This window comes from Streptomyces sp. NPDC059169 (genome assembly GCF_042755225.1).
In the GTDB taxonomy this organism is placed as follows: domain Bacteria; phylum Actinomycetota; class Actinomycetes; order Streptomycetales; family Streptomycetaceae; genus Streptomyces.
In genome coordinates, this window is the sequence record NZ_JBHZCF010000023.1 from 99,485 (window position 1) to 110,512 (window position 11,028).

The 11,028-nt window shown below is 65.9% G+C and carries 11 protein-coding genes and 1 pseudogene; 5 read left to right on the top strand and 7 right to left on the bottom strand.

The genetic code is table 11. The annotated features are described in order from the left end of the window. Nucleotide 1: 1 nt before the first annotated feature. From ACFXOM_RS32145 to ACFXOM_RS32155, 3 genes are read right to left on the bottom strand one after another with little or no spacing between them, the layout of a single operon-like run. The gene (locus ACFXOM_RS32145) at nucleotides 2–1,297 is read right to left on the bottom strand and encodes a nucleotide disphospho-sugar-binding domain-containing protein (protein ID WP_384927685.1); all 1,296 of its coding nucleotides are present in this window, start codon (nucleotides 1,295–1,297) and stop codon (nucleotides 2–4) included. Then, complete coding sequence (locus ACFXOM_RS32150) at nucleotides 1,294–2,514, bottom strand: nucleotide disphospho-sugar-binding domain-containing protein (RefSeq protein ID WP_384927686.1); 1,221 nt, start codon at nucleotides 2,512–2,514, stop codon at nucleotides 1,294–1,296. The genes ACFXOM_RS32145 and ACFXOM_RS32150 overlap by 4 nt, the downstream gene beginning before the upstream one ends. Nucleotides 2,515–2,574: 60 nt before the next feature. After that, complete coding sequence (locus tag ACFXOM_RS32155; protein ID WP_385040834.1) at nucleotides 2,575–3,852, bottom strand: nucleotide disphospho-sugar-binding domain-containing protein; 1,278 nt, start codon at nucleotides 3,850–3,852, stop codon at nucleotides 2,575–2,577. 123 nt (nucleotides 3,853–3,975) lie between these two features. On the opposite strand from ACFXOM_RS32155, the gene ACFXOM_RS32160 reads away from it, so the two are divergent. Both ACFXOM_RS32160 and ACFXOM_RS32165 read left to right on the top strand, forming a co-directional pair. Continuing rightward, nucleotides 3,976–4,224, top strand: a complete 249-nt coding sequence (locus tag ACFXOM_RS32160) for a hypothetical protein (RefSeq protein ID WP_385040837.1) — start codon at nucleotides 3,976–3,978, stop codon at nucleotides 4,222–4,224. Nucleotides 4,225–4,679: 455 nt separating this feature from the next. Beyond that, nucleotides 4,680–5,186, top strand: coding sequence for an IS3 family transposase (locus ACFXOM_RS32165; RefSeq protein WP_384949291.1), 507 nt, complete (start codon nucleotides 4,680–4,682; stop codon nucleotides 5,184–5,186). Nucleotides 5,187–5,321: 135 nt separating this feature from the next. On the opposite strand, the pseudogene ACFXOM_RS32170 reads toward ACFXOM_RS32165, so the two are convergent. The 3 genes and pseudogenes from ACFXOM_RS32170 to ACFXOM_RS32180 all read right to left on the bottom strand — a co-directional run. Further along, a pseudogene (locus ACFXOM_RS32170) lies at nucleotides 5,322–6,194 on the bottom strand (LysR substrate-binding domain-containing protein); the annotation flags it as partial. After that, on the bottom strand, nucleotides 6,194–6,700 hold the full coding sequence (locus ACFXOM_RS32175; protein WP_384941976.1) for a GNAT family N-acetyltransferase: 507 nt from the start codon (nucleotides 6,698–6,700) through the stop codon (nucleotides 6,194–6,196). The pseudogene ACFXOM_RS32170 and the gene ACFXOM_RS32175, both read right to left, overlap by 1 nt. A gap of 340 nt (nucleotides 6,701–7,040) precedes the next feature. After that, complete coding sequence (locus ACFXOM_RS32180; protein ID WP_384941974.1) at nucleotides 7,041–7,778, bottom strand: ATP-grasp domain-containing protein; 738 nt, start codon at nucleotides 7,776–7,778, stop codon at nucleotides 7,041–7,043. A gap of 203 nt (nucleotides 7,779–7,981) precedes the next feature. On the opposite strand from ACFXOM_RS32180, the gene ACFXOM_RS32185 reads away from it, so the two are divergent. Continuing rightward, nucleotides 7,982–8,749 carry a transposase family protein gene (locus ACFXOM_RS32185; RefSeq protein WP_385040840.1) on the top strand — a complete coding sequence of 256 codons (768 nt, stop codon included), beginning with the start codon at nucleotides 7,982–7,984 and terminating at the stop codon, nucleotides 8,747–8,749. Between the two features lie 718 nt (nucleotides 8,750–9,467). On the opposite strand, the gene ACFXOM_RS32190 is transcribed toward ACFXOM_RS32185, so the two are convergent. Beyond that, complete coding sequence (locus ACFXOM_RS32190) at nucleotides 9,468–9,827, bottom strand: hypothetical protein (RefSeq protein WP_384941971.1); 360 nt, start codon at nucleotides 9,825–9,827, stop codon at nucleotides 9,468–9,470. A 299-nt stretch (nucleotides 9,828–10,126) separates the two neighbouring features. On the opposite strand from ACFXOM_RS32190, the gene ACFXOM_RS32195 reads away from it, so the two are divergent. Next, the gene (locus ACFXOM_RS32195) at nucleotides 10,127–10,264 is read left to right on the top strand and encodes a hypothetical protein (protein WP_384941969.1); all 138 of its coding nucleotides are present in this window, start codon (nucleotides 10,127–10,129) and stop codon (nucleotides 10,262–10,264) included. Between the two features lie 120 nt (nucleotides 10,265–10,384). Further along, a complete protein-coding gene (locus ACFXOM_RS32200; protein WP_384941964.1) occupies nucleotides 10,385–10,945 on the top strand; it encodes an SMI1/KNR4 family protein in 561 nt (186 codons plus the stop codon). Nucleotides 10,946–11,028: the final 83 nt, after the last annotated feature.

Below are 11,028 nucleotides of genomic sequence, written 5' to 3' on the forward strand. Positions count from 1 at the left end.
CTCAGCGCGACAGCGCAGGACCAGTGGAGACGACCGCAGTGAGCCGTTCCACGTCCCGTCGGTCCAGGCGGCCGGTGAGCGCCAAGCGCTCCAACACAGGGACCAGTTGGGCCGGGCTCGGCCGCGCGGCGATCGTCTCGGCCACCTGACGGGCGGCCTTGTGGTATGAGGCGTCGGCGAGGATGTCGCGCACGGCACGGCGTACAGCGTCCGCGTCCGCCCGCAGCCCCGGCAACACCCGTGACACACCGGTGGCGGCCATCCGGCCGCTGACGGTCTGCTGCTCCTCGTTGAGTGCGAGCGCCAGTTGCGGTGTGCCGACGGACGCGGCGTTCATCGCGGGGTTGGCACTGCCGTGGTGGATCACCAGGTCACTGACGGACAGGAGCAGGTGCAAGGGGAACTGCCGCAGTACCCGCACGTTGTCCGGCAGCCGATCAAGGGCCTCGACCTGTGCCGTGTTGGCCGCGAGGAAGACGGTACCCGCCGATTCAGCAGCAGCGTCGATCGCGTACCGCAGCACCGGCAACTGCGTGCCGAAGCCGCCGGTGGCGGAGTTCCCCCAGAGGATAGCCACCCGCGGGCCCGGCCCGGGCGAGTGGAGCCAGCCGGGAATCTGCGCGGGGCCGTTGTACGGGACGTAACGCAGCGGAATGCGCAGGGCATCCCCAAACGGCGGCGTCGCTCCCTGCGGGGTCACATCGATGACGTACTCGATCTGCTCACCCCGCCACGGCGGTCGCCCATACCGAGGCCATGATCCGGAAGGGTCACCGTCCCCGAGGTCGACCCCCGGTTCGGTCTCGACCGTGCCGATGAGACCGAAGGGGAAGTACACCGACGGCGTCCCGAGCAAAGTGGCTGCCAGCGCTCCCTCGGCCGACATCAGATCGAACACCACAAGGTCGGGCTGCCAGGCTCGGGCATGTGCCACGGCGCCGTCGTAGCTACGCGAGATCGCGGCCGCGCACCGCGACCAGTAGGCGGGCCCTTCGGCAGCGATATCGAACTCCTCCAGACTGGCGACGGGACGGCCCGTCAGCGGGTGCGGCGGCAAACCGGGCAGGTTCCACTCCCCGTCAGCAGCCTCCTGGAAATACGCCATACGCCGCATCACGTTCAGGTCGAGCGTGTCGAGAACGGGGACGGCGGTAAGGCCCGCGGCAGCGATCTCGTCGGCCGCTGAAGGGGCAACGGCCACCTGTACCTCGTGTCCCGCGGCCTGCAGGGCCCAACCGAGCGGGACCATGCAGGAGTAGTGCCCGGCCCACGCCGAGACAGCGAAAAGCACCTTCATCGAACCTTCTCCTCATATCCGATCGCCTCCAGCTCCCGCACCACGTCGGCAAGGGCGGGCTGACTTCGCATCTCGGCACGAAGCCGGGCCGCCGCCCCACGAAACCGGACGTCGCCGAGCAGACGGCGCACCTCATCGCGGACATCAGCCGCGCTCACCGAAGCCTCCTCCCGCCAGATGCCCGCCCCGGTCATGGCGAGCCGCTCCGTGTTGAACCGACCCTCAGGAATGCTCGTCACCCCCAGCTGCGGCACCCCGCACGCCGCCGCCGTCATCACCGTCCCGGTCCCACCGGTATGCACGATCGCGTCGCACCGCGTGAGCAGCAGACTCAGCGGAACCCACTCCACCATCCGTACACGGTCAGGCAGACCGCGCAGCGGTACCCGCATCGCTTCGTCCGCCGCGCCCACCGTGACAACAACCTCCACGTCCAACTCCGCGATCGCCTCGATATAACGGCGGAAAGTCTCAACGACCCCCACACCGAGCTTCTTCTGCTGAGTCGTCCCCCACGTCACGCAAACACAAGGACGCTCGAACGACCCGCCCAACCAGGACGGCAACACACCCGGCCCGTTGTAAGGGACATAGCGCATCGGATAACGAGGAACAGCAGCCCGCTCGGCGTCCTCCTCAGGCCAGCACATGCTCAACGGGCGCGGATCGATCCAGGCATCGGGCCGGACACGCGGTGCGACACCGAACCGATGGAACAACTCGCTGTAACCCTGGCGTGGCACAGTCCCCGTCCACAGATCGGTCAGCTCGAGCCGGGGCACCTTCGCCATACCGTAGAGATGGCCGACCGTGGCAATACCAAGGACCTGACCGGCCACCGGACCCGCGTACGTCACCGGATCATGCACAATGACGTCCGGCTGCCAGGAACGAGCGAACTCCACCAAGTCGTCGACCATCGCCCCCGCCGTGTCGAACTGCAGGCGCGCCATGTTCTCGACCACACGCACGTACGGGTCCCCCGACCACCCCCCGTCCGCCGGCCGAGGCGCCAACTCGCCCTTGGCCAACCGGGCATCGAGATCGATATCGGCACCCAAACAGACACCAGGAAGCCCAGAACACTCGATCGCGGACGACAACAGCGGCGTACTGACCATGCGAACATCGTGACCGGCCAGCACACAAGCCCACGCCAGCGGCACCAGCGGAAAATAGTGAGCACGAGCAGCGTAGGTGGTAAACACAAAGCGCATGACGACAGTCCCTCGAAAATCGACGAGTCGGCCTGGTGATGAACACAGCGGGTGCAGACGTCACCCGTACGGCGTCGGCTGTACATACGAAAGGTCCACACACCCAAGCGATCCGCCCGCAGCCAACCGCTCAAGGACGGGTACCAACCGGGACGGCGCCGGCTGCGCGAGAACGCCGGACCTCACCTGAGCAGCCGCAGCCCGGTAAGACCCACCGTCCAGGATCTCCCCAACTGCCTGCCGGACCTCCTCCCGCGAGGCCGTCAGGGCAGGCAACGTCCGCGACGCTCCCAACGGATCAATACGCCGCCCAAAGACGAAGTGATCACCACTCAACGCCAACCCCAAACGCGGCACACCAGCCAGAGCACCATTCATCACCGGGTTGTCACTGCAGTGGTCGATCAAAAGATCGCTACTACTCAACGGAAGATGCAAAGGAAAGTTCGGCAGAGACCGCACATGAGCCGGGAACGGCTTCAACGCATCGACCTGCTCCTCTCCAGCGAGAAACACCACATCATCCGCAAGATCCGCAGCCGCTTCCAACGCATACCGCAACCCCGGCACACCAGTACCGAACATCTGCGTGGCAGAGTTCCCCCACAACACACAGATCCGCAGCCCACCACGCACCGGCAGCATCCGCGGATACGCAGTAACCGGGCCGTTGTAAGGCACGAAACGGACCGGCAACCGCAAAGCCCCACCCAACGGCGGAACCGCACCCTCCGGAGAAGGATCAATAAAATACTCGATGTCCCGACGCCCCCACGAGCCGACTCCATAACGATCGAAATGCTCAACAGGATCAGCAGGACCCATGTCAAGCGCCCGCTCCGTCTCCACAACCCCGAACAAACCAGGCCCACACAGAACCGAAGGCACACCCCGAACCCGCGCCGCCAACGCCCCCTCAGCAGCCATCACGTCATACAAAACCAGATCCGGCCCCCACTCCCCAGCAAACGCAACCACATTGTCACAACCCCGCCGCACAGCCACCGCAGCCTCCCGAAAAAACTTCGGACCCTCCACAGCAACATCAGGCTCACCAACCTCACCCAACACACGATTAGTAAACGGATTCAAAACAGGACCACACTGCGGACGCAAACCCATCGAAACCTCAGTGTGATGAACAACCCGCGCCAGCAACGCCAAATCAGGACCATCACCAACCGGCACCGGCACCAAACCCGCCCGACTCAACACCCCAACCTGAGACGGCTTACACGTCACCCGAACCTCATGCCCCGCCGCCTGCAAAGCCCAACCCAAAGGCACCATACAAAAATAATGACCAGACCACTCCGACGTAACAAAAAGAACCCTCACCGGCCACAAACCTCCACTCGCCGCTACGACCACCCACCCTCACAAACCAAAATCCAGCCACCATCCAGACCGATCACACCACCCGCCAAGGAGCTGGCCGGCCTGCTCGCCGACCGACTCGACGTGACCTTCACCGAACGCGAGAGCGACTACCTCGGCGTCTCCTTCCTGGCCACCCTCGCCGACACGACCCGCCTCCAGGTCCAGCCGAACGACATTCCCGGAGACGACGGGGAAGACGATCTCTACGACGACGAGCACCCCGACGTGTCGGTACTCCTGCTCATCACCTCGCCGGCCGCCGCCGAGCCTCTCAACATCGAGCTCTCGACGGTCGGAGGACTCACCAGGCTCCGACCAACTCGAAGCTGAACAACTGCCGACCCACAAGCCTTGACTATTGCTCGCCTGATGAATGCAGGAGGCCTTGTCCGGTTCTCTTGTCACTCTGCGCAGGTCAGTCTGCTGCACGGCCCCGTGTCGGCACTGCGAAGCGAACGAAGGTGTCCGTACACGACCTATCCACCGCAACCAAATCCGCCAGCCCACAACGGAAACGCACCCCATCTTGGGCAGCCCATGGCGATTCCAGGCTCGCCTCCTCCTCCCCCACCGCAGCACCCGCCCGCAGAACAGGCCGCGAAAGATCACCGAGCGGCTGATGCGACGGCACGGCATCGAGGGCCCGAACCTGCGGCGCCGCAAGCGCACCACCGCCCCGGACCGGCTCGCGCCCCCGCCCCGGACCTCGTCCAGCGTCAGTTCACCGCCACCCGACTGGACGAGAAGTGGTGTGGCGGCATCACATACGTGCAGGTCGGCGGAGCGTGGCTGTATCTCGCCTGCGTCATCGACGTCTGCTCGCCCGAGGGCTCGGCTACTCGATGGCCTCACACATGCGCCCTGAGCTGATCATCGACGCCCTGACGATGGCGGTCGCGGCCCGAGGCGGCAGCGTCACCGGAGTGATCTTCCACGCGGACAGAGGCTCGCAGCACCAGAGGCTGTTCAACACGATGCACCAGGCGAGACTGGAGATCTTCCAGCGGCTGACCTACTACAACACCAGACGGCGCCGCAGCGCCCTCAACTACCTTTCGCCTGCCGAGTTCCAGCAGCAGCGCCAGCAAGGACGTAAACTCACACTCGCGGCAAGAACCCCCCTGTCCACACTCCGGGGGACGCCTCAGAACCGGTCTGTCACCGGACGTGTGGGCAGCAGCCTGATGCCGTTGGGGCGAGTGAGGGGCTCAGTCCCCCTTCGGGAAGATCGGTGCGGCTGGTGTCCTTGCGGTTTCGCAGGACGGGAGTGGCATCTCATGGCTCGGCCGTAGGTGCGCATGGAGGTGTGAAGGCCGCAATCCGTAGGACTCACACGACGAGCGGTGCCGGGAACTTCTCAGGCTGCGGCCAGACGGGTTATGCGGCAAGTGGTGGACCGTCTGCGATTCCATTCGCGGTTGTGCTGGTCAGCGCCTGGCTGCGGGTGGCGGGGCTGTGCGGGGCTGTTCCGAGGAGGTTTGACCAGCGGGTAAGTGAGGGTGCTGAGTGCCCGTCTCCGTCGGCTGGTGAGCGGCTTGGACTGGACCGACCGAGGCGAACGCAGCCGCGAGCTGGTCGTGGAGAGGCGATGCGCAGGGGTGGGGGTCGCGGCGTGGCGTGATCGTGTAGATGCCCCGGGTCGCAGGACCGACGAGCCTCACTGTGGTGACGTCGGTCCGCAACGCGCACGTCAGAACCCCAGGTATCAGCGCGATGGCGTGACCGGTCGCGACCAGAGCCACCTTGCCGTGCAGGTCGGCCGCGGTGAGGTCGATGCGGGCGCTGACTCCCGCGCGGGCGGCGTGCTGGCGCAGGAGCGCAGCTGAACCGTCGTTGTCCTCGACCCACGTCTGGTCGGCCAGCGTCTGCATGTGTACCGGGCCACCCCCGGCCCGTGGGTGGCCGATGGGCAGAACGACGACCATGTCATCCAGACCGAGGAACCGTCGCTCGACCCGCGGGTCCTGGGGCAGCCCCGGTGGCGCGTCAGTGACGACAGCGATGTCGAGATCGCCGACGGTCACGCGCTGGTGCAGCTGCGTACTCAGGCCGGGGGCGAGGCTCCACCGGATGGATCCGGCCTGCTTCAGCAGGCCCCGGATGGCCTCGGGGACGATCCCAGAGGCCAGAGAGGGAGTGGCCCCCACAGCCAGCGGCTGACTGAACGCACCGTCACGAGCGTCTCGTACGGCGCGTACGGCGCGGTCGGCCTCGTTGAGCGTAACCATTGCATAGCGCCGGAACACCTCGCCGGCAGGCGTCGGACACACACCGCGCGCACGGCGCTCCACCAGCGGCATCACAGCGCCCGTGACATGCAAGCCCGCGGCCACCGGTCCAGACCATGCGCCGCTTCACGTTCGCGGATCTCCCGCAGGCCGTAAGTGAGTTGGCTGTCGTCCATAAGCTGAAAACCGCAGCGTGCGTAATAGGGGGCGTTCCATGGGACCTCGGTAAACGTGGTGAGGGTCAGAGCGTGTGCACCCTCGTCCGTGGCGTGGGCCGCCAAATGATCCAGCAGCCACCGGCCGATACCGCGACGGGCGCTGTTCGGGTGCACCGAGACCTGCTCGACGTGAAGGTTGCCGTCGATCCGGTCGGCGATCAGGTAGGCGACCGGGGCGTCGGACTCGTTGACCACAAGCCAGGCCAGCCCGGCGTCATGGTAGCGGGCGAGCTCATCGAGCGGTAGCGGTTCGTCCTCAGCAATCTCCGGCATCCCAATGTCTCGGAAACACTGCCCGGCAGCCCTCTCGATGTCCTGGAGAACGGGCAGATCGTTCAGGAACGCGGCTCGGATATACATGGACGCATTCTCCACAGCGGGCCGGACGACGCCACTGATTACGGGCCCTATAGGGAACTGACCATCAGCGATGGCTCATAGCCTGCATAGTGGCTCCACGGATCCTTGACGCACCTCACCCCACAACAGGGCGAACGTTGCCCGATACGGCGCTCAGTTCCTCATGTCGTCCCGAGCGAAGTGAGGCAAACCCCGCGCACCGCGGGACAGGCCGTACGCCAGACTCACACCTCCCTCGCCGAACCGTTGACCTGCGGTGTCCTCTGCCTCGCGATCTCGACCGATTGACAGGTGATCTCGACCGCACCCGCTGGGAAGCCCGGTTCTTGTGCCATGCGAATCAGTGCCGTTCGAACTCCAGATCTCGCGGCCGCATGTGCTCGCGTGGCCCCGCCGCGCGCAGGACCACATCCAGCACCCGTCCGGGGTCGGCCGCGTAGGCGTGCGAGAACCACGCCATGTTGGCCTCCACCACAGCCCAGCGGTGGCCCGGGCGGTATGGATCCAGCAGCTGCCCGACGTCCACGACGACGCCACTCGGCAGCGTGTGCCCGGCATGGGCAGCCAGCCGATCAGCAAACTCCGTGAGCTGCGCGGCCGTTACCAGGTCCTCGCGTGTCGCGCCGAGTGGGCGGGGGTCGAGCCGGCCGAAGACCGCGTAGCGGCTCGCCGTGGCGATCCGGCCGTCCAGCAGGAACAGCCGGTACTCGGCCGTGAAGGTCACCACTTCGGACAGCAGCACCGGTGTCGCCGGGTCCACAGCGCAGGACAGCCGGGAGCCGTCGGTGTAGACATCTGCCGGGAAGGACTTGTCACGGGGCGGCTTGACGAACATCGGCCGGTCGATCGCCCACGCGTCCGCGATGGTTCCCGCCCGTATCTGGCGGCCGGTGAACTCCTCCGGCAACTCGGCGAGCCAGCCGTCGGTCGGCTCCAGCAACGCGAACCCGAGCCGGCCTGCCAGCCGCGCACCCGCGACCGGCCCGCCGTACCAGTACGCAGGGCCTGCCAGGCCGCGCTCCTCCGCCGCCCTGACCGACATCCCCCGGCCCACCGCCTCGATGGCCAACAGTTCCATCGTCGATGTCCGCCGCCCAGGCATGACCAGCACCGCGAATCCCCTCCTGCACTCGGCAAAACCGCCATGTTAGCCCCACCGTGCCCGAAAGACTGAGCTCTTTCCAACCTGTTCGGTTGGAGGGCCAGTTGGGGTGACAGACAGGTGAAGCCCCTGGTAGATGGGTTTTCGACCAAGAAATCCGTCTCCACCAGAGGCTTCGTGTGCTTGTCCACCCGTCGGGCGTCGACGTGTCCAGTTCCGCCCTGCGCTTCCTGTCCGCCAAGCTCCGTCAGCGCCGCCAAGAGCTCGGCACCCGCTGGCGGCGCCTGAGCATCGGCCGTCAGGCCCTGCTCACTCTTGCCCATCTCCGCAACGGCTACCCGTATGCCCAGCTCGCGGCCGGGTTCGGCATCGGGACCACGACCGCGTACCGGTACATCACCGAGGCCATCGAGGTCCTGGCCGCTCTCGCGCCGACCCTTGCGGAGGCGGTCCGGAAAGCATCCTTGAAGGCGTTCGTGCTGCTGGACGGGGCCCTGCTGCCGATCGACCGGATCGCCGCGGACCGGCCCTACTACTCGGGGAAGCACAAGAGGCACGGGGTGAACGTTCAGGTCCTTGCCGATCCCTCCGGCCGGCTGCTGTGGGCCTCACCGGCCTTTCTCGGCGCCGTCCACGACATCCGCGCGGCTCGCGAACACGGCATCCTCGACGCCCTCGCCGAGGCCGACAACAAATGCTGGGCCGACAAGGGCTACCGGGGCGCCAGCGGCACGGTCCGCACCCCGTACTGGGGACGGTGGGAGACCCTTTCCGCCGGTCAGCAGGCGGTGAACCAGTCCCACGCGACGATCCGCGCACTCGTCGAGCAGGCCATGGCCACCCTCAAAGCCTGGCGACTCCTCCGCAAGCTCCGGTGCTCGACCACCCGGATCACCACCCTCGTCCAAGCCGTCCTCTGCCTTCATCTGGCCAGCTCAGACCGATGATGGAAAACCCTCACTGTCTCAATTCTCGACAACGTGCCCGTACCTGCCGTCCGAGCATCCGTGGACGCGCACCTCGCTCGCTGCCGCGCCTTTGCCGAACTGGCCGCCGCGGTACTGCGCCTGGAGTCCAACGCAATGGCCCTGAACTCCCGCTCGATCCTGTACCGCGACGTCTCCCTCAAGCAGCCCCTCCACAACGACGGCAACACCGCCGACCTGGACGCGTTCGAACGCGAACGCAGCGCCGCCCAGTGGGCGGTGTACGAAGTGCGGCGCGTCTACTTCGCTGGCCGCTCGGAACATTGCCGTTCCACCCACGGAAAGAGCTGCTCACGGCCAGGACCCTGGTGCCGTGAACCTTTCAGGAAGGGACCGGCCTGGCGATCCGTCCGCAGCATTCAGCAAGGCACCGGGCCGGGGTTATCCAGCGCCTCCACGACGGGGGACGGGCATCGGACTCACTCGTCGTAACCGTCGAGGGCATCCCGCGGATGCGCTTTGCCGAACGAGGAGAGGCATACCCGACAGCCGAGGGGTTCCTGGTAGCTGCACCCGCGGGCCTCGAAGACCGGCGCCGTCCCAACGGACGTGGACCCGTGGTGGCAGGTGCTCCTCAGGAGGTTCGGCCTGGAGCATACGTTCGCACAGGTCAGAGAACATTCGGCGGCAAGAGGGCTCAGCTTCGACGTCCGAGATCCGCTTGTCGGCCCCGAGCCGGTCACCACAAGTCGATGGACCAGACGTCCCCCACCTGATGTCCGTCCGGATCAGGGGCGCCTGAACCATACGGATCAGGATCGATGATGACGTGGATGCGGGCTGCGGACCGGGACACGCGGTAGCAGTGCATGTCGTGCGATGTGTCTGCGAGCTCGACCGTATGTCCCAGAGACAAGACCGCAGCCCGAAGTTCTTCGAACGACACTCGGGATGCGAACTTTCCGTACTCCCGCAACAGCGGAAGCGGCACGGTGCTCGGGGACTGGTCGTACAGCAGTCTTTGGATCTTGACGCCGAAGCCGAAGCAGGACATTCGTCCCTGGCTCCCAAGCTGGTCCGGTGAGAAGTTGACTTCCACGAGTCCGTAGTCCCGCCGTAGGAGGCCACTGCCAGGGACGTCAAGGAAATCCGGTCCTATGGCAGCCCTCCAGCCGTCGGGATCGGTGCCAATTCCAGCTCCGAGTACGTGGCAACTGGTAGCGACATGAGCGTAGAAATCTAGAGTCGGCACCTGCTGACCTGCCTCGTTCACTTGACTGAACCGTCCCGAACGGTATCAACCCCACTGCCAGCCTGGTGACGTGATCAACCTTCGGTGAGACGAACGTCCCGGTTGTCAACCTTCGATGCGACAGGACACGGAGGACGGTGAGGGTGGTGACGCACTCCGGGAGGGGTGACGCACAGGGTGACGCACTCCTGGCTGAATGGGGCGCCGCGCACGTGAACGGCGGGCTGTCCAAGGCCTTCCCCGAGGCCTACGCCAGCGGACAACTCAGCTCACGTGCCCGGTAACGTCATGAGTGGAATGAGTTCAGTGGCGTGACCCTTTCTGGAGGAAGGAGCCCGGCACGGGGCGGGAGGTAGTGCTCCGGGGCGTCGAGCGCTGTCAGAGCAGGGTGGTATCTATGCCCCATGAACATTGATCAGGCGGACCCTGCTGAGTTGGCTGCGCTTCGTGCGGCGTTCGATGCCGATGACGGAGGTGAGTCGGCTCTTGGCTGGGAGGCGGTCCGTGCCTTTGAGGCAGAACACGGAATCGTGCTGCCCGAGCCCTACCGGACCTTCGTCGCTGAGATAGCGGACGGTTCGTCGTCCGGGCCGCCAGAGTACGGGCTGCTGCCGGTGGCAGAGCTGCCGGACGACTGGGGTGATGACGAGCAGGAACGTGACCTGAGTGAGGCGTTCCCGCTGACGGAGGCATGGATGTGGGAGGAGGACGAGGCTCCGGCCGATGATGCCGACGAGCTCCTTGAGCAGGTCTATGACCAAGGCTCGATCGTGCTCGGCACGGACGGATGTGCGATGAACTGGCATCTCATCGTCACCGGGCTCCACCGAGGGCACGTCTGGCTGATCAGTGACGTCGGTGCCGTCCCCTTCGGGGCCCAGTTTGGGTTCACCACTGGAGAGCCTGGATTTGCGGGATGGGTCCGGCACTGGGCGGAGAACAAGCCTTGGTATGACGCTGCCTAATGCTGTTGTCAAGCTACGAGACGAAGAGGTGGCCGGGCCTCGTAGGGGCGTTGGTCGCGCAGGATGGCGTAGAGAACGTTGAT